Genomic DNA, 22,942 nt, shown 5'->3' on the forward strand with positions numbered 1-22,942 from the left:
GCAGGCGGGTGCCTGGCGTTCGCCGCATCGGGATAGGCGGTCGGCGTTGGCCGGTAGGGGCGGCGTGGGTCGCCGATCCTCGGGGCTCGCCGCGCAAGTGCCTGGCCTCGGCCGGGCGAACGGGGTCTGCCCTCGGCCGCCGAGTGAGGGTAGGCGGCCGACATGAGCCAGGCAGGTCGGCGTGTGGCAGGCCGGTGCTCGATCATCTGCGTTGGCTGGTCGACCATCCGGCGAAGAGCGGAGCACCCCCGCGAGCGGTCCCGTCAGGCGGGCAGGAAGCGGTGGTTGGCGGCGCGGGCCTGGGCGCGGAGGGCGGTGATGGCCTTGGTCGGGTCTGCGGCGCCGTAGACGGCGGAGCCTGCTACGAAGCAGTCGACGCCTGCTTCGGCGGCGCGTTCGATGGTGGTGGCGTTGATGCCGCCGTCGATCTCGACCAGGAGGTTGAGGTGGCCGGTGTCGACGAGGCCGCGGATGGTGCGGACCTTGTCCAGGACGTGCTCGATGAAGCTCTGGCCGCCGAAGCCCGGTTCGACGGACATGACCAGCAGGGTGTCGTACTCGCGCAGCACCTCGAGGTACGGCTCGACCGGGGTGTCCGGCTTGATCGACAGACCGGCCCTGGCCCCGGCGGCGCGCAGGTCGCGGGCGATGGCGATCGGGTCGGTGGCGGCCTCGACGTGCACCGTGACGTTGTACGCGCCCGCCTCCGCGTAGCCGACCGCCCAGCGGTCCGGGTCGGAGATCATCAGGTGGCAGTCGACCGGGATGTCGGTTGCCTTGAGCAGCGACTGGACCACCGGCAGGCCGAGGGTCAGGTTCGGCACGAAGTGGTTGTCCATCACGTCGACGTGGACCCAGTCGGAGCCCTCGATAGCGGCCAGTTCGTCGGCGAGCCTGGCGAAGTCGGCGGACAGGATGCTGGGGGCGATCATCGGCGTGGTCGACACGGGGAACCAGTCTAAATCAGACCAGTGCGACGACCGCGTCCGCGCTCCCCCACGAGTGGCTGACCCCCATGCCGCCGTGCCCGTAGTTGTGGACCACCGCCGCGTCGCCCAGCCGCTCGCGCTCCAGCCGGGGTGACGCCCGCCACGGCCGCAGCCCGACCCGGTGCCCCACCACGGGAGCGTCGGCCAGCCGGGCGTCGATGGCGGCGCAGCGGGCGACGATGCCCGCGGCGACCAGCGGGTCGGGCGTGCGGTCCCACACGTCCGGCCGGGACACCCCGCCGAGCACGACGACGTCGCCGTGCGGGAAGAACCCGGCCCACTCGTGCCCGCGCACGGCCTCGATGTAGAACTCGTCCAGCCCCGGGTTGGCCACCACGACGTGCTGCCCCCACCACGGCCGCAACCCCTCGTCGCCGGTCAGTTCGCGCGCGCCGACACCGGTGCAGTTGACCACCACGGGCGCCTCGGCCGCCGGTTCGGCCAGCGACGCGATCCGGCGGATCTCGATCTCGACGTCCAGCCGCGCGGTCAGGTAGTCCAGGTACCGGGGCATGTCGACGATGGGAACCGTGGTGCGCAGACCGACCAGCATCCCGGGCGCCAGCTCCCCGGGTTCGAGCATCCGCACGTCCGGCAGCCGGTCGACCCACGGCGGCGGCTCGCTCTGGATGTCGGAGGACTGCGTGCCCCGGCAGAGCCGGACGCCGGTGGCCGGGTCGGCGGCGAGCCTGGTCAGCTCGGGGCCGGTGGCGTACGCCCAGGCGCGGCCCGGGTCGGCGAAGTCCGGTCCCCAGAGCGCGGCGGCGACGGCGGAGGTCGTCTCGGCGGGCGGCTCCGCGGCCCACACCCGCACGGTGGCGCCGGACTCGGCCAACCGGATCGCGGTGCTGAGCCCGATGACCCCGGCGCCGACGACGATGACATCGGTACCCATGGCCGCACGCTACCCCGCTCCTGGCCGCTCTTGGGTAGGTTGACCTCCTGTGAAGCGCTCTCTGCGGGTGGCGTCCTACGCCGTGTGCGTCGAGGCGGGGAAGATCCTCCTGGCCAGGTGGGTGGGTCGCACGGAGAAGAAGTGGACGCTGCCCGGCGGCGGCATCGACCACGGCGAGGACCCGCTGGACGCCGCGGTGCGGGAGGTCGCCGAGGAGACCGGGTACGCGGTGCGGGTGGACGCGCTGCTGGGCATCGACTCGGTGCACCGGGAGTTCCGCGAGCGCACCGGGGTGCGGCGGGCGCTGACCAAGGCGGGCAAGGCGACCGACTGGCACGGGCTGCGGGTGGTCTACGCGGCCAGCGTGCTGGGCGGGGAGCTGCGCTACGAGGAGAACGGCTCGACCGACATGGCGGCCTGGTTCGACCTCACCGAGGTGTCCACACTGGACCGGACCGACCTGGTGGACATCGGCGTCGACCTCGCCACCCGCAAGCCGCCGACCGGCCGTGCGGACACCACCGGCTGATTCCCCGCCTAGCCGCCCCGGTTTCCGCACATCTGCGGAAAAAGGCCATCAGCGGATTCCCGACGTGACGCCATCCCCTTTTCCGGTAGCCTGGCCGGGAGGGGAAGTCGTTGGCACGCCGGTTCTCTGGGGAGGGAACTCGGTACGGCGGCCACGTCCGCCCCTTTTCCCCGGGCGCCGACGCGTGGCTCCCGGCCGGACTTGTGGGGGTTCACCAATGGCACACCGTCATGCCCGCGACAGTTTCTTCGTCGTCGGCGAGGGCATTCTGGGCGAGGGATCAGCGGACGCGGGGGGTGACGGCCCGGTCACCCGGGCCGCGTCGGCGGAGGAGGAGTTGCGCCGGTTCCGGTTCTCCCGGCTCGGCCCGAGGGGGAAGCGGACCGACGAGTCGACGCGCGCCGCGCTGGCCGCCGCGATCACCGACGTCTCGGCCGGGCAACCGGACGGCACGATCCCGGCCGGGTTCACCTACCTCGGTCAGTTCGTCGACCACGACCTGACGCTCGACCGGACCGCGACCCAGTTGGGGTCCGAGGTCACCGTGGACGACCTGGTGCAGGGCCGCTCGCCCGCGCTTGACCTGGACTCCGTCTACGGGCGGGGGCCGCACGACCGCCTCGACCGGCGGTTCTACGCCGAGGACGGGGTCCGGCTCAAGGTCGGCACGTCCTCGGCGACCGGGTTCCCGGACGACCGGGTGCGGGTCGACCTGGAGGGCTTCGACCTGCCCAGGGCGGGCGGCACCGCGGGCACGGCGGCCGACCGGCGCGCGCCGCTGATCCCGGACCTGCGCAACGACGAGAACCTGGTGGTCGCGCAGACCCACCTGGCGTTCATCCGGTTCCACAACCGGGTCGTGGAACACCTGGCGCTCACCGGGATCCACGAGCGCAGGCTGTTCGAGGCGGCGCGCGAGCAGGTCGTCAAGCACTACCAGTGGATGCTGCGCACCGACTTCCTGCCCAGGGTCGTCGACCCGGCGGTGGTGGCCGACGTGTTCACCAACGGCCGCCGGTTCTTCGAGGCGCGCGGGCACGGCAGGCAGCCGACGATGCCGGTCGAGTTCGCCGTCGCGGCGTACCGGATGGGCCACAGCATGGTGCGCGACGCCTACGAGTGGAACCGGGTGTTCACCACCGGCGGCCCCGGTCCGCTCGGGACGCTGTTGCTGCTGTTCACCTTCAGCGGGGTCAGCGGCAACTTCACCGGCGGCGGGCTGCCCGAGTTGGACGACCCGGACTTCGGCGAGGTGGACCGGTTGCCGACCAACTGGATCGCGGATTTCCGACGGCTGTACGACTTCACCGAGTCCGGGCGCCCGGACCTCGCGCCGCCCGCGGGAACGGCCAACGTGGCGAAGCGGATCGACACGGTGCTGGTCGACCCGCTGGCGCAGTTGCCCGCGGGCACGTTCGGTGGTCGGGGCAGCACTTTCCCGGACATCCACCGCAACCTCGCGTTCCGCAACCTGACCCGCGCCGACATGGTCCGCCTCGCGTCCGGCCAGCAGATGGCGGCGCTGTTCGGCGTCACACCGCTGAGCGGGGACCAGATCCTGACCGGCAACGGCGGCGCCTCCCTCGCGGGCCTGAGCGCCGAGCAACGCGCCTCGGTCGCCGCGAGCACGCCGCTGTGGTTCTACGTCCTGCGCGAGGCCGAGCTCAACGACGGCCGCCTCGGCCAGGTCGGCGGCCGGATCGTCGCGGAGGTCTTCCACCGCGCCATCGAGGGCAGCAGGCACTCGACGGTCCGCGAACCGTGGTGGCGACCGACCCTGGGCCCGGACGCGTCGACGTTCCGGATGACCGACCTGCTGCTGTTCGCCTTCGAGGGCAAGGCGGACCTGCTCAACCCGCTCGGCGAGTGAGCGCGGGTGGGGTGCCCCGTGACCGGGGCACCCCACCCGGCGGTAACGTTCCCTTGTGGACATGGCAGCCCTCGCCCGCTCCCGCCTCGCCGCGGCCGCGGACCCGACCCGCGCACCGGACATGCAGCGCTACATGAAGTCCGACATGCCCTTCCACGGCGTCCCCAAACCCGCCAGGGACACCCTCGTCCGCCAACTCCCCGCCCTCACCTCCCGCGCCGAATGGCTGGACACCGTCCGCCGCCTCTGGCACGAGGCCGACTACCGCGAGGAGCGCTACGTAGCCCTCGACCTCCTCCGCCGCTACGCCCGCTGGCAGGAACCCGACCTGCTCCCTTTGTATGAGGACTTCATCATCACGGGCGCGTGGTGGGACTATGTGGACGAACTCGCCAGCCACCACGTGGGTCCGCTCCTGATGGCCCACCGACCTGTCGTGACACCGGTGATCCGTGAGTGGGCGACCGATGCGGACCGTTGGAAGCGCCGGGTGTCGGTGATCTGCCAGCTTGGGGCGAAGGGGGAGACGGATCTTTCGCTGCTGACGTATGCGGTGGAGGCCAATGTGGATGATGCGGATTTCTTTCTGCGCAAGGGGATCGGGTGGGCGTTGCGGCAGTATGCGCGGGTGGATGCCGAGTGGGTACGGACCTTTGTGGATGACCACCCAGGCATGTCGGGGCTCTCCAGGCGAGAGGCTCTGAAACACATCTCTTGAAGGAAGACAACAACGTTGGCCCAAACGCGCCCCCCCCCCACAAGCATTGGTCCTCACCCGGCCCTCACAGGCGTTGGCCCCCACGCGCCCCTCTTAGGCGTTTGCTCCAACATGCCCCTCTCAGGCGTTGGCCGAACACCGCTCCTCGGAGGCGCTGGTGCCAAGCTGGCCCTCCCCCAGCTGATCCCGTTCTCGCCTGCGGCGTCGACGAAACCGCCTCGCCTACGGCATTGGCCAGCACGCGATTTACGAGCTTTGCTCGATGGGGCGAACTTGTTTTGCGCGGGGCCCCTACGACCTCCTGGGAAGAGCACAAAGGCGGGGCCTGAAGAGACGGCCCTCCCCCGCGCAGCGAGCTTACGGACGCCGCCACCCCACACAAAACAAGTCCACCCCATCGAGCCAGCCTGGCACCAGCGAATCCGAGGAGCGGTTGTCGGCCAACGTCGTAGAGGGGCGCGTAGGGGCCAACGATCGTGAAGGCCAGGTTAGGACCAACGTTGTAGAGGGGCGCGTGGGGACCAACGATCGTGAAGGCCGGGCTGGGGCCAACGCCTGTGAGGGGCACGTTGGGCCAACGTCTGTGAAGGCCGGGTGAGGGCCAACGTTGTAGAGGTCCGACGATCACGGAAGGCCGGGGCGATCAGTCCAGTTGGGTCGTCAGGGACTTGACCAGGGGGTCGGAGTCCACTGGTTTCCCCTGTTCCTCCAACGTCCGCGCCAAAGTCCCCAGCACCACCCCCAACGTCTGCGGATTAGGCGTATCCCCCAACAATGCAGCAGCACGCCGAGCCTCAGCCTCCGCCGTCCCGTGATTGCCGATGTCCAAGTGCAGATGCGCAGCCCGACCAGCGAGGAACGCCTGCCAGTCAGGATTGCCCAACCGGACCGCCAGTTCCTCCGCAGCGGCATTGGCAGTGAGAGCCTGGTCATAATGCTCATGGTGCGCAAGCAAAGCCGCACGGAACCCGATCGTCTCCGCCAGTTGATCCAGCCCGTCCTCGGTGGAGGCGGCCAACGACTCCGCCTCATCCAAATAGGACAGTCCCACCGTCAGGTCCCCCATCCCCCGCGCGTGGGCCAAGCGCACCAACGACTCGCTGGCGGCGATCGGGTTGTCGACGACGCGCCAGTGGGCGGCGGAGTGTTCGAAGGCGGTGGCGGCTTCGGGGAGGGCGCCGAGGTGCATGCGGACGTCGCCCAACTGGTGCAGGAGGTGGCCGAGGAGGGCGTCGTCGGTGGGGCCCGCGTTGATGACGGCGGTGAGGTGGGTTTCGGCTGAGGTGTGTTCGCCGAGGTCGCGGCAGGCCATGGCGAGGCGGTAGTGGATCTTGCCGAGGAGGTCGGTCGCGGTGGGTGGGGTGAGGCGGAGGGCTTCTTCGAGGGTCTCGGCCGCTTCGAGGGCGCGGCCGGTGGCCAGGTATCCGGCGGACAGGTGCAGGCACGCCTGCGCGGTGCCCACCGGCGGCAGGTACGCGCGGGCGGCCGACGCTGTCTCCAGCAGGATCGGCAGGTTGTCGGCGGCCAGGCCTGCGTGGTCGATGAGGATGGCGTACTGCATCAGCGAGTCCGCGAGCCACGGCCCCGGGCTGGTCCGGCACCGGGCCACCAGCTTCTCGAACCACCCGGCGGACTCCTCGAACCGGCCCATGTCCGCCAGCAGCCGCGCCCGGTGCTCCACCAGCCGCAGCGTGGTCAGCTCGGGCCAGGCGCGGTCCTCGTCGAGCAGCCCGGCCACGACGGCCAGCGCCCCCTCCTCGTCACCGCGCGCGGCCAGCACCTCGGCCCGGACGTCCCGCACCGCGCCGAGCAGTTCCGGCGCGTCGGCGGTCGCCACTTCCTCCGCCGTGTCCAGCGAGGCCGCACCCGCCGTCAAATCCAAGTCCACCAACGCGAGGTGCCCGTAGACCACCGCCAGCGGGTCCCCCAGGGTCGTGCCCTCGGCGATGGCCAGCAGCGCGTGGTCACGAGCGCGCGCGGTCTGCCCCGCCGCCTGCCAGAACCCGGCGAGCACCTGGTGCAGCCGGGCGGCGAGGACCAGTTCCCCGACCTCCACCAACCGCCCCTGGCACGCCATCAACCGCTCCGCCGACGCCACGGGGTCGTCGACGCGCTGGAACCGCAGCCGGTGCGCGGTCACCCGCGCGGCGAGCCGGTCCGGCAGCCCGGCCACCGACCGCACCCCGGCCAGTTGCTGGACCCCGGTGAGCACCTGCCCGGCCTCGATCGCCGCGCACGCCGCCTCGGCCGCCGCGACCCGGTCCACCTCGGCGCCGGACAGCACCCCGGCAACGAGCACCCCCGAATCACCGAGCACCCCGGCACCACCGAGCACTCCGGCATCACCGAGCGCCCCAGCATCACCGAGCACACCGGCATCATCGAGCACTCCAGAACCAGCAACCACTCCGGCGTCACTGAGCGCTCCAGCATCACCGGGCACACCGGACTCGACGACCACACCGGTGTCGAGCTCGCCGCTGAACGACCCGACCTGCTCGCCGAACGACGCCCCCGGCACCGCGACCAGCACCGGCCCCACGTCGGCCAGGTCCAGCGTCGCGCGGACCCGCCTGCTCACCGCGTCCGTCCCGTTGCGCCGGTCGAACGCCGCCGCGGTCGCCAACGCCTCCTCGGCGCAGAACACCCGCAGCGCCTCGCCGTCGAGCTCGACCTCGCCGACGGCGAACACCCGCTCCGCCCGGTCCGGCACCCGGCTCAGCACCAGCGCGGCCGCCGCGGCGAACTCCTGCAGCACCTTCGGGCTGGGCGGGTCGGTGAGGACGTCGAGGTTGTCGACGAGGATCTCCAGTCCCCGCGCGGCGTTGGCGGTGATCGCGCAGAACCGCAGGTGCGCGTGCAGCGCGGAGCGGCCCTGCGGTGTCCCCCGCACCACCCGGTACGACACCAGGTGCGCCCGCGCCGCGTCGTCGAGCCTGCCGGTGGCCAGGTACGCCTCGATGAGCGAGGCGAGCACCCCGTGCGGCTGCTCCGCGCAGTCCGACGGCTCGTCGAGCACCGGCCTGGCCACCGCGATCGCCTCGGTGAACCGCTCGCGGGACACGAAGTAGCCGACCTGGCTGTCCACGACGCACGCCGGGCAGTCGCTCATGTCGTCGGGCTCGGCGCCGCGCCACGCGGTGAAGTGGGCGTCGGCGGCGCCGGTGTCGCCCACGTGGTGGGCCAGGGCGCGGCGCTTGTCGTGCACCGGGTGCAGCGAGTAGCCGTGCAGCCGGTAGCGCTGTTCGAGCTGGTCGACCAGGGCGGTGACCTGCGCCAGGGTGAACCGGGGGTCGCCGAGCAGGCCGGTGGCGAGCCACTTGTGCATCCAGGTGAACTGGTGCACCGCCCACTCGTCGAACGCCTCCGGGTGCCGCGCCTCGGTCGCGCGCAGCCACGCGAACGGCGTGAGCATCAGGTCGTAGCGGCGGATCTCGCGGTAGGCGTTGACCAGCACGAGCCGCGCGGCGACGCCGAGGTCGGGGAGTCCGGCGGCGTCGGCGGAGCGCGCGACCCGTTCCAGCGCCTCGCACTTGGCCGCCCCGGCTGGCAGGTCGTCGGACTCGTGCAGCTGCCTGGCCAGGCGCTCACGCGGGTCGGGCTCGGGCACGTCGATCCTCCGGGTCAGTGTCCGATGGCGCGGTCGAGCAGGTCGAGGAACGACCCGGTGAGCGCGGCGGTGTCCTTGGGGCGCAGCGGGCGGTGCGACTGCAGCAGGGCGTTGACGTAGAGCGCGCGCACCGCCGACTCCAGCAGCGCGGTGTCGGCGACCTCGGCGAGCCGGGCCACCAGCGGGTTGCGGGTGTTGAGCACCAGCCGCTGCGCGGCGCCGGACCCGGCGTCGACCAGGTGCCCGAGCAGGTCCTGCCACAGCGGGTCGGCGTCGGCGCGGGCGTCCTCGGCGTCCTGTCTGCGTTCCCCGTCGGCGTCGGCGATGAGCAGCGCGGGCAACGACACCGGGTCGAACTCGCGCAGCGTCGGCTCGCAGTCGTGGTCGTGCAGGACCGCGGTGGCCACCCGGACCGTGTCGGCAAGCGCGGCCTCGGTGGCGGCGTCGGGGCGGCCGAGCGCGGCCAGCAGTTCCCTGGGGTCGACCCGGCGCGCGGTGTCGGGGCCGTCGCGGTCGGCGATGCGGCGCAGCAGGTCGGTGTCGTAGGCGTACCCGGCGTTGACCAGCCCGATGTCCTGGGCGGCCGCGACCGGGGCGAGCTGGCGGAACTCGTCGACGTCGGGGGTGTAGAGCACGGTCGGGTGGCTGCGGCGGAACTGGCGCAGCGGCATGGCGCCCCGGGTGGTCTCGTACGGCAGCCACCGCTCGGCCAGCCCGAGGAGCTCGTCGTCGACCAGGGCGAGGGACTTGATGCCCATGTGGTGCGCGGCCAGCAGCGCGCCCGCCCGTTCCGGCTCGGTGGCCGCGAGCCGCACCAGCCAGTCGCGCACCCGGCCGCCGAGGGCGTCGCGCACGGCCAGCAGCGTCTCGTCCTCGTAGAGCGCCTCGCGGCTCGCGGTCGGGCGGAGCGCGGAAGTGTCCACGACGCACCGCACGAAGTAGGCCCAGTCCGGCAGCAGGCCCTCCACCGAGGTGCCGACGAGCATCCGCTTCAGGTAGACCCGGTGGGCCTGTCGAGCTCCGGGGTGCGCGCCCTCTGGTAGGACGAACGCGACCCCGGTGAGTCCGGCGGCGCCGACCTCTAGCGGCAACGCGTCGAACGGCTCGAACCCGAAGACGGCCTTGCAGTACCCGGCCATCCGGTCGCGGTGCTCGGCGCTGGTCTCCCCGTCGACCCGGGTCCACGGGAATCCACCCGATGTGACCACCGCGGTGTCGGTGGCGCCCACGACGCGCACCTCGTAAGGAAGCAGCGACCCGAACTCGGCGGCCAGCGGCGCGACCGTGGCGTACTCGGCCCAGTGGTCGCAGTCCCGCCTGGGCAGCAGCGTCAACGTGGTGCCGACCTCGGCGCGCGCGGAGTCGTCGACCTGCACGGTGTAGGTGCCGTCGTTGCGCCCGGTCCAGCGCACCGCGGGGCCACCCTTGGCCGACCGGCTGACCAGCCGCACCTCGTCGGCGACCAGGAAGCACGAGAGCAGCCCGACGCCGAACTGGCCGAGGAAGTCGCGCCTGGCGAAGCCCAGTTCGTCGCGTTTGGACGTCCCGCCGAGGGTGGACAGCAGCGCGTGCACCTCGTCCTCGGCCAACCCGATGCCGGTGTCGGTCACCCGCAGCGTCCCGTCGCCGGTGTGCTCGGGGCACTCCAGGGTGATCCGGCGCGGCGCCCCCGGCTCGAGCAGCCCCCGCGCGGTGACCGCGTCCACCGCGTTCTGCAGCAGCTCGCGCACGTAGACCCGCGGGCTGCTGTAGAGGTGGTGACTGAGCAGGTCGATGACACCGCGAAGGTTGACACCGAATGTCTGGGCCAAGGTGGACCTCTGCGGGGTAGGGACTCGGGCGGACGGGCAGGGCGGGCAGGGGCTGGGCAACCGACCGGCCCAGGTCACAGTACAGGCGTCCTATGACATCGGCCCGGCCTTCACCCGGCCGCGCGAACCCGTACCGCTACCCGGGGCAACCCCACCGGGCGGCGCTGCGCCAACTCGGTGTCGGACCCCGAGGGCGATCACCTAGGATCGAGGCAGCTCACCCGCCCCGCCGGGTGCGCAGCCGTCCGCACGAGGACCCCCGGGGAGCTGTCCAGAAACCATGTCCGGAGCCAACGACCCGTACGACCCCAAGGAGGTCGCGGCGCTCTCGCCCGACGTCCTCCAGGCCGCCGTGGAGAAGGCCCGCGAGGAGTTCGGCTCCGCGGCCGACCTCGACGCGCTCGCCTCGGTGAAGCCAGCCCACCTCGGGGACCGCTCGCCGCTGCTGCAGGCCCGCCGGGAGATCGGCGCGCTGCCCCCGCAGGCGCGCTCGGAGGCGGGCAAGCGGGTCAACGAGGCCCAGGCGCTGGTGAAGACCGCCTACGAGGACCGCCTCGCCCGCCTGAAGGTGGAACGCGACGAGCGGGTGCTGCGCGAGGAGGGCGTCGACGTCACCCTCCCGTGGGACCGGCGGCCGCGCGGCGCCCGGCACCCGATCACCACGCTCTCGGAGCGCATCGGCGACGTGTTCGTCGGCATGGGCTACGAGATCGCCGAGGGCCCCGAGCTCGAGGGCGAGTGGTTCAACTTCGACGCGCTGAACTTCAAGAAGGACCACCCGGCGCGCACCATGCAGGACACGTTCTACGCCGGTGCGCGGGACTCCGGGCTGGTGCTGCGCACGCACACCTCGCCGGTGCAGATCCGCTCGCTGGTGGACCGCGAACTGCCGGTGTACGTGGTGTGCCCGGGTCGGACCTTCCGCACCGACGAGCTCGACACCACCCACACCCCGGTCTTCCACCAGGTCGAGGGCCTCGCGGTGGACAAGGGCCTGACCATGGCCCACCTCAAGGGCACGCTGGACGCCTTCGCCAGGGCCATCTTCGGCGACGAGGCGCACGTGCGGCTGCGACCGTCGTTCTTCCCGTTCACCGAGCCCTCCGCCGAGCTCGACGTGTGGTTCACCGCCAAGAAGGGCGGCCCCGGCTGGGTCGAGTGGGGCGGCTGCGGGATGGTGAACCCGAACGTCCTGCGCGCCTGCGGCGTCGACCCGGACGTCTACTCCGGCTTCGCCTTCGGCATGGGCATCGAGCGCACCCTGCAGTTCCGCGACGGCATCCCGGACATGCGCGACATGGTCGAGGGCGACGTCCGGTTCACCCTTCCCTTCGGCACGGAGGCGTAGTGCGGATCCCCGTCAGCTGGCTCATCCAGCAGCTCGAACTCACCGAGGACCACCGCGACATCGGCGCGACCGAGATCGCCGAGGCGTTCATCCGGGTCGGCATCGAGGTCGAGGACGTCCTGCCGCTCGGCCCGGTCACCGGTCCGGTGGTGGTCGGTCGGGTCGCCCAGATCGAGGAGCTCACCGAGTTCAAGAAGCCGATCCGGTACTGCACCGTGGAGATCGGCGAACCCGAGGAGGACGGCGAGCAGCCGCTGACCACCCAGGTCGTCTGCGGTGCCACCAACTTCGTCGAGGGCGACGTGGTCGTCGTCGCGCTGCCCGGCGCGGTGCTGCCGGGCGACTTCGCGATCAGCGAGCGCAAGACCTACGGCAGGGTCAGCCGCGGCATGATCTGCGCGGCCGACGAACTGGGCCTGGGCGACGACCACTCCGGCATCCTGGTGCTGCCCGTCGACGACGACGTGGCGCCGGGTGACGACGCGATCGAGCTGCTCGGGCTCACCGACACGGTCATCGAGCTGGCGCCGACCGCCGACCGCGGCTACTGCCTGTCGATGCGCGGCCTGGCCAGGGAACTGGCCTGCGCGCTCGACCTGGGCTTCGCGGACCCGGCTGCCATCGACGTGCCCGCGGCGGAGAACCGGGCGATCGCGGTGGACCTGGCCGCCGAGGGCGCGTGCTCGCGGTTCGCGGTGCGCCGGGTGACCGGTGTGGACCCGACCGCGCCGACGCCGTGGCACATCCGCCGCACGCTGATGCTCGCCGGGATCCGGTCGATCTCGCTGGCGGTCGACATCACCAACTTCGTGATGCTGGAGCTGGGCCAGCCGATGCACGCGTTCGACACCTCGCGGCTGCGCGGCGGGCTGACCGTGCGGCACGCGGTGGCCGGCGAGAAGCTGGTGACCCTCGACGGGGTCGAGCGGACCCTGGACCCGGACGACATCGTCATCAGCGACGAGTCCGGCCCGGTGTCGCTGGCCGGGGTGATGGGCGGCGCGAGCACCGAGGTGCGCGACGACAGCACCGACATCCTGCTGGAGGCGGCCGTCTGGGACCCGCCGTCGATCGCGCGGGCGGTGCGCAGGCACAAGCTGCCCAGTGAGGCGTCGCGGCGCTACGAGCGGGTCGTCGACCCGGCGCTGCCGCCGGTCGCGCTGGAGCGGGCCGCGCGGCTGCTGCGCCAGTACGGCGAGGGCAGCATCCAGCCCGGCCGCACCGACGAGGGCACCCCGCACGCCGCCGAGCCGGTGGTCATGGCGATGGACCTGCCGGACCGGGTCGCCGGTACCCGCTACGCGCGGGGCGTGACCGCGGCCAGACTGCAGCAGATCGGCTGCCGGGTCGAGGTCGGTGCCGCCGAGGACGGCACGCCGGAGGTCACCGCGTACCCGCCGAGCTGGCGCGCGGACCTGACGCAGCCCGCCGACCTGGTCGAGGAGGTCCTGCGGTTGCAGGGCTACGAGACCATCCCGTCGGTGCTGCCGACCGCGCCCGCCGGCCACGGCCTGACCCTGGCCCAGCGCCGCCGCAGGCACATCTCGCGGACGCTGGCCGAGCAGGGCTACGTCGAGGTGCTGCCGTTCCCGTTCGTCTCGCCGAAGGTGTGGGACGCGTTCGGGCTCGACGCCGACGACGTGCGCCGCCGCACGGTCGCGGTGCGCAACCCGCTGGAGTCCGACCGCGACCAGCTGGCCACGACGCTGCTGCCCGGTCTGCTCGACACGCTGGCGCGCAACGTCTCCCGGGGCGCGAAGGACGTGGCGCTGTTCCACATCGGACAGGTCGTGCTGCCGCGCGCGGACGCCGCGCCGATGCCGGACGTGCCGGTGGCGGGGCGGCCGAGCGACGAGCAGTTCGCCCAGTTGGCCGCCGCACTGCCCGCGCAGCCGACCCACGTCGCCGTCGTGCTGGCGGGCAACCACCAGCGGGTCGGCTGGTGGGGTGCCGGTGAGGCCGCCTCGTGGGCCGACGCCGTGCAGGCCGCTCGCGTGGTCGCCGAGGCCGCGGGGGTGGAGCTGGCGGTGAGTGCCGACGCGCTCGCGCCGTGGCACCCCGGTCGGTGCGCGCGGTTGAGCGTCGGCGGGTTCCCGGTGGGGCACGCGGGCGAGCTGCACCCGAAGGTCGTCGAGGCGCTCGGGCTGCCGAAGCGGACCTGCGCAATGGAACTCGACCTCGACCTGCTGCCGGTGCGCGAGCGCAAGGTGGTGCCGGTCGTGTCGCCGTACCCGCCGGTGCTGCTCGACGTCGCGCTGGTCGTCGACGACGAGGTCCCGGCGGCGGAGCTGACCGAGACGCTGCGCGGCGGCGGTGGTGAGCTGCTGGAGGAGCTGAGCCTGTTCGACGTGTTCAGCGGCAGCCAGGTGGGTGAGGGCAAGCGGTCGCTGGCCTACTCGCTGCGCCTGCGCGCGACCGACCGCACGCTGACGGTGGAGGAGGCGACGGCGGCGCGGGACGCGGCGGTCGCGGCGGCCACCGAGCGGCACGGCGCGACACTGCGCGGCTGATCGGACGCACCGCGCGACGGGGGTGGGCCTTTCCGGCCCACCCCCGTCGGCGTTCCCGCCGATCTCCGGCTCGGGTCGAGCCGCTGGCCCACGCGCATTCCGATCTCCACCCGGTGCGGTACCCACGGTTGTCGCGGTGGTCGTGCCGGTTTCGCGATTGCCTTGCGTGCGTGGTGCGCGCGGGCCCCGGTCGGCCGGACCGGGGCATTCGGGCCACGACGGCGGTCTTGGTCCGATGTGGATAGTCCGTTTCCCCCCGCGGCGACCGGTATTGTCGATCGACCATGGTTTCGCGTTAGCAAAAATCGGTGTTCGGCTATTCCCAACCGGACGCCGCTGGGGCAGCATCGGGCGGTCCGCGAACCACAACCCGGGTGCGGACGGAGCATGAGAAAAGGGGCAATGTGAAGAAAATCGTGGCGGTGCTCGCCGCGGCAGGTTTCGTGGTGGGCGGGGCGGTGCTCGCGCCGGTGGTCTCCGCGGCCCCACAGGCCAAGCCCGCACCCAACCAGGTCGCCTACGACCCCGCGCCGATCGCGTGGGGCACCTGCGCCAGCCCGGGCCTCGCCAGGCGCGGCGCGCAGTGCGGCTTCCTCGAGGTGCCGCTGAACTACAGCAAGCCGCAGGGCACGAAGATCAAGATCGCGGTCTCCCGGATCGCGGCCAAGGCGCCTGCGGAGCAGTACCAGGGCGTCATGATCACCAACCCCGGCGGCCCCGGCGGCTCCGGCCTGACCCTGTCGGTGCTCGGTGAGTACGTGCCCAACGGCGCGGGCGAGTTCTACGACTGGATCGGCTTCGACCCGCGCGGCGTCGGCTCCAGCCAGCCCGCGCTGACCTGCGACGGCACCTACTTCGCCTACAATCGGCCCTACTACGTGCCGGTGACGCAGAAGCTCGAGCAGACCTGGCTGACCAGGTCCAAGAACTACGCGAAGGCGTGCGACACCGCGGGCGGCGAGCTGCTGGACAACGTCAAGACCACCGACACGGTCAACGACGTCGACGTCCTGCGCAAGGCGCTCAAGCAGGAGAAGATCAACTACTACGGCTTCTCCTACGGCACCTACCTGGGCCAGGTCTACGCGACCCTGTACCCGGAGCGGGTCCGGCGGATGGTCCTCGACGGCAACGTCGACGCGCGCAAGGTCTGGTACCAGGCCAACCTGGACCAGGACGTCGCGTTCGACCGCAACATCAAGGTCTACTTCGACTGGATCGCCAAGAACGACGCGGTGTACCACCTGGGCAAGAAGGGCCGCGACGTCGAGGCGCTGTTCTACCGCGAGCAGCTGAGGTTCATCAGCAAGCCCGCTGGCGGCATCATCGGCCCGGACGAGTGGACCGACATCTTCCTGCAGGCCGGGTACTACGTGTTCGGCTGGGAGGACGTGGCGAACGCGTTCTCCGCGTGGGTCAACGGCGGAGACTCCGCCGGTCTGAAGGCGCTCTACGACGCGTCCAACGGCCAGGGTCCCGGCACCGACAACGGTTTCGCGATGTACCTGGCCACGCAGTGCACCGACGTGCAGTGGCCCACCTCGTGGACCAGGTGGCAGATCGACAACTGGATCACCCACCTGCGCGCGCCGTTCGAGACGTGGGGCAACGCCTGGTTCAACGCCCCCTGCCTGAACTGGGGCGGCAAGGTCGGCACGCCGGTCAAGGTCGACGGCTCGAAGGCCCCGCCGATCCTGCTGCTCAACGAGACCCTCGACGCGGCGACCCCGTACGAGGGCAGCCTGGAACTGCGCTCGCGGTTCCCGAAGTCCGTCCTCGTCGAGGGCGTCGGCGGCACCACGCACTCCGGTTCCCTCAACGGGATCGCGTGCGTCGACGACAAGATCGCCGACTACCTCGCCACGGGCAAGCTCCCCGCCCGGGTCGCGGGCCGCCGCTCCGACGCCCAGTGCGAACCGCTCCCGCAGCCGGTTCCCGCTGGTGCGGCGCAGCGCAAGGCGTCCATCGCGGCGAACGACATCACCCGCGCCGACCTCCAGAAGCTCATCATCGGCGCACGCGGCTAGTTGCCAGAACCCGAGGGGCGGACGCGATCTCGCGTCCGCCCCTCGGGCATTTCTAGAACGGGATCTCGAAGTGCACGGTCTGGAAGGTCGCCGGGTCACCGTTGCCGCCGTCGTGGACTTCCTTGGCCACTGACCGCCAGAACGGCGCGGCGCTGGGGACGCGGGCGTCGGTGTGGAGGTAGAGGACGTCGTAGCCGCCTTCCGCGGCCACGAACCGGGTCGCCTCCGCCACCAACTTGCGCGCCAGGCCGTGTCGCCGGTGTTCGCCGCGCACGTAGACGCGGAACAGTTGCGCGGTGCGGCCTTGTGGGTAGCGGTCGACCAGCCACTGCGGGTGCGGCGGGCTCTGCGGGAGGACGGCCCGGACACCTGTCGTGGCCACCACCTCGTCGTCCAGGGTGGCGACGAACAGCGCGTGCCTGGGGTCGCGCAGGTACACGGTTTCCGGGTCGACGACGTCGTCGTGCCAGCGGGGGTTGTAGCCGTACCCCAGGTCCCGGTAGAGGGTGTCGAGCATGACCGAGCGCGCGCCGGGGACGTCGGCGGGGGTGGCGGCTCGGATGGTGTAGGTCATGGGTTCCCGATCCTTGAGTGTCCGTTGTGGACCAGTCCGTTGTGGAGGGTCAGGACGCGGTCGGCGAGGTGGTCGGCGACGGCGTGGTCGTGGGTGATCAGGACCAGGGTGAGGCCGTGGGCGGCGCGGAGCGCGGCGAGCAGGCGCAGGACGCCCGTGCGGGTGACGGCGTCGAGGCCGGTGGTGATCTCGTCGCAGACCAGGACCCGCGGTCGGGCGAGGAGCGCGCGGGCGAGGGCGGCGCGGTGGAGTTCGCCACCGGAGAGGGTGGTGGGTCTTCGGCGGGCGGTGTCCTCGGCGAGCCGGACCTCGGCCAACGCGGCCAGGGCGGCGCTCTCGCTGTCCGCTGTGGACATGTCGCGAAGTCGTGCGGCGGTGCGGGCGACCTGGTCGAGCACGGGTCGGCGGTGGTCGAACGAGGCCCTGGCGTCCTGGAAGACGTACTGGACGGCGGCGAGGTCTTGTCGTGACCGGGACCTGAGGGTGCGGGCAAGGGGTCGACCGTCGAGCGCGACGGTGCCCGCACTCGGTGGGTGCAGACCAACGACGCACCGGGCCAGGGTCGTCTTGCCACTGCCGGACGGCCCCATCACGGCAACGCACTCCCCCGCCGACACGCGCAGATCGATGTCCTGGAGAACAACGTTGCGCCCGTGCTTGGCGGTGAGCCCTTCGATGCGCAGCCGCTCGGTGCTGATCGCCTCGTTCGCGGCCGCACGCAACGGCTCAACCAGCAGTGCACGCGTATAGGGATGCCGAGGCGCGGTCAGCAACTCCGCGGCAGGCCCGGACTCGATGACTTTCCCGGCCCGCAACACGACAACGTGGTCCGCCAGCGCCCGTACAACCTCCATGTCGTGGCTGAGCACCACCAACGCCACCCCACGCGCAACGATGCTCGCGAACTCCGCCACCACCTCGTCCCGCGTCTCCCGGTCGAGCCCGGTGGTCGGCTCATCGGCCACCACGACCGCGGGATCGCCCAGCAGGGCCTGCGCCAGCACCAGCCGCTGCTGCTGACCGCCGGAGAGCTGGTGCGGGTACCGATCGAGCAGCGCTCGCGGGAACCGAGCCGCCTCCACCGCCCGCTCGACCTCGGCGCCGGTCGCCAACTCCCGCAACACCGCCCCCACCCGTCGCACGGGGTTCAACACTGCCCCCGGGTGCTGCGGCACGTACCCCACTCGCCCCCGCACCCGCACGTCCCCGGACACCGCCGCCCCCACGGGGAACTCCCCCAACAACGCCAATCCCGCAGTCGTCTTCCCACTCCCCGAAGCCCCCACGATCGCCACCACCTCCCCCGCACCCACCCCGAACGACACCCCGTCCACCAGTGCCCGCCCCACCTCGACCCGAAGCCCCACCACCTCGACCACCAACCCACTCACCGCCCCACCCCCGCACACGCACCACCGACCGCCACCGACCCGCACGTTTCCGGAGGCCCACCCCGAAACGACCCCAGCCCCCACCCATTCCCGGGGGGCGTCCCCGAAGCCAGTCTATCGACCCACGGTTGCCACCAACCCGCGTCGCGCCGATCTGTGGACAACTCGGCCGTTGTGGACAGAGCCGACCTGGCATCCGTCCCCGCACGCAGGCGAGACTCACCCGACTGGGCACACGGTGGGGAGAACGAAGCCACCACGGACTCGCGCCAATCAGGACACCCAGGACCAGCGACGACCTGGCTGGATCGCCCTCCGCTCGCCGTCCGGCAGCGGGTCGTCCGCACGAGCCTCACCGCCGCACCGCGCGGTCGAACACGAGGTTCACGCCCACCGACCAGGCGATGATCAGCAGTGCCGGGACCACGACGGCGGCGGGGACGAGGAAGAGACCCGCCTGGTTGCGGTCCACCATCACCGCCCAGTCCGCCGCGTCCGGGGCCACTCCGACGCCGAGGAAGCTGGCCGAGGCGACGAGGTAGAGGGAGGTGGTGATCCGGACCCCGAGGTCGGCGACCAGTGTGGGCGCGACCGCGGGCACCACGTAGCCGAACGCCAGCCGCCGCCGGGTCTCGCCCTGGAGCCGCATCGCCTCCACCGCGGGTCGGCTGGCCACCTCCAACGCCGCCGCCCGCACCACCCGCACGACGTCGGGCACCGTCACCACGGCCACCACCACGACGACCGTCCCGTACCCGCGCGGCGCGATCCCCGCCACCAGGACCAGCACCAACAACGACGGCACCGCCAGCACCACGTCCAACGGCCGCATCACCACCTCGTCCACCCACCGCCGCCGCGCCATGGCCGCCACCAACGCCAGCGGCACCCCCACCGCGTACGACACCCCAGTCGCCACCACGGCGACCCCCACCACCGACCGCCCACCCAACAACACCTGCTGCAGGACGTCCCGCCCCACGAAGTCCGTCCCCAGCACCCCACTCCCCACGAACGCCCGCCCCCGCGCCACCTCCCCCACGAACCAGGGCCCCACCACGGCGATCACCAACGGCACCACCAACAACACACCCCCAACCCCCACCCCCCAACGCCCCCTCACCCCGCACCACCCAAAAACCCACCACCCGGCAACGACCTACCGCCCGCCCCACCCACCACCATCGAGCCACCCCGTCCGCCGCGCTCCCTCACTCCATCCCTATCCATCCACCTGTCCACACCCCCACCTCCCAACGCCCACGCACCTCGCACCTCGCACCTCGCACCTCGCACAAACCGCCATGCGGCCCGCCCGCCGCTCGCGCCACCCCACTCTCCCGACCCACCGCACTCCCCCACGCCATCCCCAAATGTCCACCTGTCCACAGCCCCACGTCCCAACGCCCACGCACCACCCACAGACCGCCACGCAGCCCGCCCGCCGCTCGAGCCACCCCATCCGCCGCGCTCCCTCACTCCGTCCCCATCCATCCACTTGTCCACAACCTCACCTCCTAATGCCTACGCACCTCGCACCACCACAAACCGCCATGCGACCCGCCCGCCGCTCGCGCCACCCCACTCCCCCAACCCACCGCACTCCCCCACGCCATCCCCAACCGTCCACATATCCACAACCCCACCTCCCAACGCCCACGCACAAACCGCCACGCGGCCCGCCCGCCGCCCGCGCCACCCCGGCGCCATCGAGCCTCCCCACCACACCCCGCCCGCCGCGCTCCCCCAGTCCATCCCCAACTGTCCACATGTCCACAACCCCCACCTCCCAACGGCCACGCACAAACCGCCATGCGGCCGCTCGCGCCACCGCGGCGCCATCGAGCCACCCATCACACCCCGCCCGCCGCGCTCCCCCAGTCCATCCCCAACCGTCCACCTGTCCACAGCCCCCACCCGCACCAGCCCAACCACGTCGTCCCCCTCCACTAGGCTGTGTATTGGGGGCTGCTCAGCACGACCCACCGAGTTGTCCACAGCCGCACCGCCGTCCACCCCGTCTTGTCGGCCCTTCCCGGTAGGCTGTATATCGGGGGCTGCTCAGGCCGGTTCGATCTTGACCGCGTGCCCGGAAACCCCACCGCGCCGCCAGTCCAGCGCTTGAGGCGAGCACCAGCGCGGCGATCCCGCCGCACCCACAGCGCTCCCGCCGACCCAGCTCAGTCGTCGTCACGCGGCGGTTCCGGCGCGAGGAGCCAGGCGGAAGGCGAGCAGGTCGGCGGCGAGGTTCACCAAGACCGTCGTCACGCCGAACAGGACGGCCAAGCCCTGGACGACCGGCATGTCGCGCCCGGCGACCGCGTCCACCAGCGAGGTCCCCAGGCCGGGGATCACGAACACCGCCTCCACGACGATCACCCCGCCCAGCAGCCAGTCCGTCGTGCGCGCCAACTGCTGCACCGCGGGCGCCAAGGCGTTCGGCAGCGCGTGCCGGTAGTCGACCCGGGTTCGGCTCAGGCCGAGGCGGCGGGCGTGGCGGACGTAGTCCGAGGCGAGGGCGTCGATCATGGCGGCGCGGACGAGGCGGGTCAGCGCGCAGAGCGGTCGGGCCAGCAGGACGATCACGGGCAGCACCAGCACGAGCGGGTCGGCCACCGGGTCGGCGCCCAGCGCGGTCGGTGGCAGCCAACCCAGGGTGACGCCGAACAGCGCGACCAGGACGATCGCCAGGGCGAACTCCGGGACCGCGTGCAACCCGATCGTGGCAGCCGTGATCACCCGGTCGAGCCCGCGACCAGCGCGGCAGGCCGCGAACACCCCGAGCAGCACCGAAGACGGCACCAGGAGCAGCAACGTCACCCCTGCCAGGAGCAACGTTGTCGGCAACCCAGCCGCGATGAACTCCGCCACCGGTCGTCCGGACACCAGGGACGTCCCGAGGTCGCCGGTGACCACCCCGCCGAGCCAGCCGACAAAGCGCTCCACAGCGGACTGGTCCAACCCCATCGACGCGCGGATCGCGGCCACCCGCGCGGGATCGGGGTTGTCGCCAGCCAGTGCGACAGCTGCGTCCCCCGGCAGCGCCTCGACCAGCAGGAACACCGCCACCAGCACCACGAGCACCTGGACGAGCCCCAACGCCACCCGGCGGGACGCGTACCGCCCCAGGGTCACCGCAGCCACACGCGGTCGAACCGGGCCCAGCCGAGGGTGTTCGCGGGCGCCGTCCCCACACCGTCAACACTCGGAGACGTACCAACGACCCAGTCCGCGAAGCCCCACACCAGGTAGCCGCCCTCGGCGTGCAGAGTCCGCTGCATCTCCTGGTACACCGAGTCACGAGCACCTGGATCCACAGTGGACACCGCCTTGTCGTAGAGCGCGTCGAACTCGGGCCGCGCCCACTTGGTCACGTTGGTGGTGGACTTCGACAGCAGCCGCTGGGACAGGTGCGACTCGATCGGCATCGCCCCGGAGCGGAAGCTGGACAGGGAGCCGTTCTTCAGCGTGTCCGACCAGAACGTGTCCTTGTCGCCGACGGTGACCTCGAGCGTGATCCCCGCCTGCCGCGCCTGGTCGGCCAGCACGGTCGCCGCCTCGACGAACCCGGTCGCCGCCTCCGAGGTGTTCAGCGCGACCCTGAGCCCCTCGGCGCCCGCCCGCTTGATCAGGAACTTCGCCTTGTCCAGATCGCGGACCCGTTGCGGGATGCCGTCCGCGTAGTGCCGATAACCCTTGCCGTACAGGTCATTGGCCACCTGGCCGGACCCCGACAGCACCGACTCGACCAACTGCGGGCGGTCCACCAGCAGGAACATCGCCTCACGCAGGTCGCGGTCGTCGAACGGCGGCCGGTCGACCTTCATCGCGAACGCCTGGATCCCGCTGTTGGGCGAGCGCAGGATCCGCACCCGACCACCCGCCTCGTGCGCACGGGCGGTGACCGGTGACAGGTCGTGCGCGTACTCGACCTGACCGGCCAGCAGGGCGTTGACCCGCGCCGATTCCTCGTTGGCCAGCACGAACTCCAGCTCGTCCAGCTTGGCGGCGCCGTCCCAGTGGTCGGCGTACCGCTTGACCACAGTGGACCGACCAGGGGTGAACGAGGAGAACGAGAACGGCCCGGACCCGACCGGCCTGGCGAAGTCCTCAGTGGACTCCGGGATGACGTAGGCGGAGAAAGTCGCCAGGGCGTTCGGGAACTCGACGTAGGGCCGGGTCAGCGCGAACTCGACGGTCCGGTCGTCCACCGCGCGACTGGCCGTCAGGTCGATCACCGCGAGGCTGGCCCTGGCCCGGAACGCGCGCTTCGGATCGAGGATGCGCGCGTAGCTCGACAGCACGTCAGCGGCCCGCACCGGCCGCCCGTCGTGGAACGTGGCCTGGCGCAACGAGATCCGCCAGACCGTGGCGTCCGCGTTGGACTCCCACTTCTCGGCGAGCCGGGGCACCGGGGTCAGGTCGTCGCCGAAGTCGGCGAGCTTGTCGTAGAGCGCCTTGGACCGCGCCGCCTCCACGAACAGGCTCGCCATGTGCGGGTCGAGCACCTCCTTCGCACCGCCACCGGCGAAAGCGGCCCGCACCCTGCCTCCCGAGCGCGGGGCGGACTGCCCGGGACCGGCCGCGCACCCCGCTAGGGCAAGACCACCGGCCAGGGTGAGGAAGCCGCGTCGGCGCAGGGTGGGGAACGGGTCGGACATGGTGATCCT

15 protein-coding genes are annotated in these 22,942 nt (G+C 71.9%); 6 read left to right on the forward strand and 9 right to left on the reverse strand.

Going from position 1 to position 22,942, the window contains the following annotated elements; all coding sequences use genetic code 11:
- Positions 1 to 263: 263 nt before the first annotated feature.
- Both rpe and CLV68_RS18805 read right to left on the reverse strand, forming a co-directional pair.
- Positions 264 to 932, reverse strand: a complete 669-nt coding sequence (gene rpe / locus CLV68_RS18800) for a ribulose-phosphate 3-epimerase (RefSeq protein ID WP_121392401.1) — start codon at positions 930 to 932, stop codon at positions 264 to 266.
- Between the two features lie 31 nt (positions 933 to 963).
- On the reverse strand, positions 964 to 1,884 hold the full coding sequence (locus CLV68_RS18805; protein ID WP_121392116.1) for an FAD-dependent oxidoreductase: 921 nt from the start codon (positions 1,882 to 1,884) through the stop codon (positions 964 to 966).
- A gap of 49 nt (positions 1,885 to 1,933) precedes the next feature.
- Here CLV68_RS18805 and CLV68_RS18810 point away from each other — a divergent pair, with 49 nt between their 5' ends.
- The 3 genes from CLV68_RS18810 (at position 1,934) to CLV68_RS18820 (ending at position 5,001) form a co-directional block, all read left to right on the forward strand.
- Complete coding sequence (locus CLV68_RS18810; protein ID WP_121392117.1) at positions 1,934 to 2,413, forward strand: NUDIX hydrolase; 480 nt, start codon at positions 1,934 to 1,936, stop codon at positions 2,411 to 2,413.
- 217 nt (positions 2,414 to 2,630) lie between these two features.
- Positions 2,631 to 4,283: a peroxidase family protein gene (locus CLV68_RS18815; RefSeq protein WP_121392118.1), complete on the forward strand. Its 1,653-nt coding sequence runs from the start codon at positions 2,631 to 2,633 to the stop codon at positions 4,281 to 4,283.
- Positions 4,284 to 4,344: 61 nt separating this feature from the next.
- Positions 4,345 to 5,001, forward strand: coding sequence for a DNA alkylation repair protein (locus CLV68_RS18820; RefSeq protein WP_121392119.1), 657 nt, complete (start codon positions 4,345 to 4,347; stop codon positions 4,999 to 5,001).
- Between the two features lie 643 nt (positions 5,002 to 5,644).
- Here CLV68_RS18820 and CLV68_RS18825 read toward each other — a convergent pair.
- Together CLV68_RS18825 and CLV68_RS18830 are read right to left on the reverse strand one after the other, a co-directional pair.
- The gene (locus tag CLV68_RS18825) at positions 5,645 to 8,611 is read right to left on the reverse strand and encodes a tetratricopeptide repeat protein (protein WP_121392120.1); all 2,967 of its coding nucleotides are present in this window, start codon (positions 8,609 to 8,611) and stop codon (positions 5,645 to 5,647) included.
- 14 nt (positions 8,612 to 8,625) lie between these two features.
- Positions 8,626 to 10,422, reverse strand: a complete 1,797-nt coding sequence (locus CLV68_RS18830) for an HSP90 family protein (protein ID WP_121392121.1) — start codon at positions 10,420 to 10,422, stop codon at positions 8,626 to 8,628.
- A gap of 280 nt (positions 10,423 to 10,702) precedes the next feature.
- Here CLV68_RS18830 and pheS point away from each other — a divergent pair, with 280 nt between their 5' ends.
- The 3 genes from pheS (at position 10,703) to CLV68_RS18845 (ending at position 16,307) form a co-directional block, all read left to right on the forward strand.
- A complete protein-coding gene (gene pheS, locus CLV68_RS18835) occupies positions 10,703 to 11,770 on the forward strand; it encodes a phenylalanine--tRNA ligase subunit alpha (protein ID WP_121392122.1) in 1,068 nt (355 codons plus the stop codon).
- Positions 11,770 to 14,280, forward strand: a complete 2,511-nt coding sequence (pheT, locus tag CLV68_RS18840; protein ID WP_121392123.1) for a phenylalanine--tRNA ligase subunit beta — start codon at positions 11,770 to 11,772, stop codon at positions 14,278 to 14,280. The genes pheS and pheT overlap by 1 nt, the downstream gene beginning before the upstream one ends.
- Before the next feature lie 404 nt (positions 14,281 to 14,684).
- On the forward strand, positions 14,685 to 16,307 hold the full coding sequence (locus CLV68_RS18845) for an alpha/beta hydrolase (protein WP_121392124.1): 1,623 nt from the start codon (positions 14,685 to 14,687) through the stop codon (positions 16,305 to 16,307).
- 52 nt (positions 16,308 to 16,359) lie between these two features.
- On the opposite strand, the gene CLV68_RS18850 is transcribed toward CLV68_RS18845, so the two are convergent.
- The 5 genes from CLV68_RS18850 to CLV68_RS18870 form a co-directional block, all read right to left on the reverse strand.
- A complete protein-coding gene (locus tag CLV68_RS18850; protein ID WP_121392125.1) occupies positions 16,360 to 16,881 on the reverse strand; it encodes a GNAT family N-acetyltransferase in 522 nt (173 codons plus the stop codon).
- Positions 16,878 to 18,272 (reverse strand): ABC transporter ATP-binding protein, encoded by a 1,395-nt coding sequence (locus CLV68_RS18855; RefSeq protein WP_281274674.1) that lies wholly within the window; start codon positions 18,270 to 18,272, stop codon positions 16,878 to 16,880. Before CLV68_RS18855 ends, CLV68_RS18850 begins: the two co-directional genes overlap by 4 nt.
- Before the next feature lie 352 nt (positions 18,273 to 18,624).
- The gene (locus CLV68_RS18860) at positions 18,625 to 19,362 is read right to left on the reverse strand and encodes an ABC transporter permease subunit (protein ID WP_246009965.1); all 738 of its coding nucleotides are present in this window, start codon (positions 19,360 to 19,362) and stop codon (positions 18,625 to 18,627) included.
- 1,100 nt (positions 19,363 to 20,462) lie between these two features.
- Positions 20,463 to 21,407, reverse strand: a complete 945-nt coding sequence (locus CLV68_RS18865; protein ID WP_121392403.1) for an ABC transporter permease — start codon at positions 21,405 to 21,407, stop codon at positions 20,463 to 20,465.
- Positions 21,404 to 22,933 carry an ABC transporter substrate-binding protein gene (locus tag CLV68_RS18870; RefSeq protein WP_121392127.1) on the reverse strand — a complete coding sequence of 510 codons (1,530 nt, stop codon included), beginning with the start codon at positions 22,931 to 22,933 and terminating at the stop codon, positions 21,404 to 21,406. Before CLV68_RS18870 ends, CLV68_RS18865 begins: the two co-directional genes overlap by 4 nt.
- Between the last annotated feature and the right edge of the window lie 9 nt (positions 22,934 to 22,942).

Source organism: Actinokineospora cianjurensis, assembly GCF_003663795.1.
Classification (GTDB): Bacteria; Actinomycetota; Actinomycetes; order Mycobacteriales; family Pseudonocardiaceae; genus Actinokineospora; species Actinokineospora terrae.